Annotated in this window: 1 protein-coding gene and 1 pseudogene; both read left to right on the top strand. The window is 63.9% G+C overall.

Annotated elements, in window-relative coordinates; all coding sequences use genetic code 11:
- Positions 1 to 593 (top strand): DUF8175 domain-containg protein (locus tag E4099_RS32505; protein WP_135342659.1); only part of this gene is annotated, 593 nt, incomplete at its 5' end.
- Positions 583 to 829 (top strand): annotated as a pseudogene (locus E4099_RS33810) (hypothetical protein); the annotation flags it as partial. The gene E4099_RS32505 and the pseudogene E4099_RS33810, both read left to right, overlap by 11 nt.

Below are 829 nucleotides of genomic sequence, written 5' to 3' on the forward strand. Positions count from 1 at the left end.
GCTCCACCGCCCCCACCGGCGAACGCCCCGTGGACGGCAAGAACGCCAAGACCGGCATCGCCTCAGGTTTCCCCAAGACCCAACAGGGCGCCCAGAGCGCGGCGGCGAACTACGCGGTGGCATTGGGGTCGGCGGAAATCCTGAACAAAGAGCGTCGGCACGAGATCGTCCCGCAAATCTTTACGAGGACCTCGGTCAAGGGCATCCAACGCAAACTGGACCAAGCCTACTCCGCAGACATGCTGCACGGCCTCGGCCTCGACGCCAACGGCAAGGCCGAAGAGGGCCTGACCTATGTCTCCCGCACTGTCCCGATCGGTACCAAGACAACCGTGTTCTCCAACACCAAGGCCACCGTGGAAGCCTGGTGCACGGGTGTGTTCGGCACCGCAGGAGAAGGCTCCAAGACTCCGGTCACCAACGACTGGTTCACCATGACGCTCACGCTCCGCTGGGAAGGAAGCGACTGGAAGGTCGAGTCCTTCTCCCAAAAGAACGGCCCCGCCCCGGTCAACAACGATCGCACCGCGTCCACAGCCGATGAGATCGCCCAGGCAGTCGAGCAGTACGGAGGGTTCACCTATGCCCGGTAGCACCTACCGTCGCAGCGCCTTCACTCTTGCCGGCGCCCTGGCTGGTCTGCAAACCACCGCCATCCTCCTGGCGAGTCGCGCCGCGGCCGAGCCGCCAAGCCCAACTCCCAGCCCATCGGCCAGTAAGAAGGATTGCAGTTTCCTCCTGGGATCGGTCAAGGAGAACTGCGAAAAGAACAATGGTGATGCCTCCCCGGGTGGGACACCCGACCCCACCAACCCCCTCGACCTGTCTC

The sequence above is a fragment of the Streptomyces palmae genome, assembly GCF_004684805.1.
GTDB lineage: Bacteria > Actinomycetota > Actinomycetes > Streptomycetales > Streptomycetaceae > Streptomyces > Streptomyces palmae.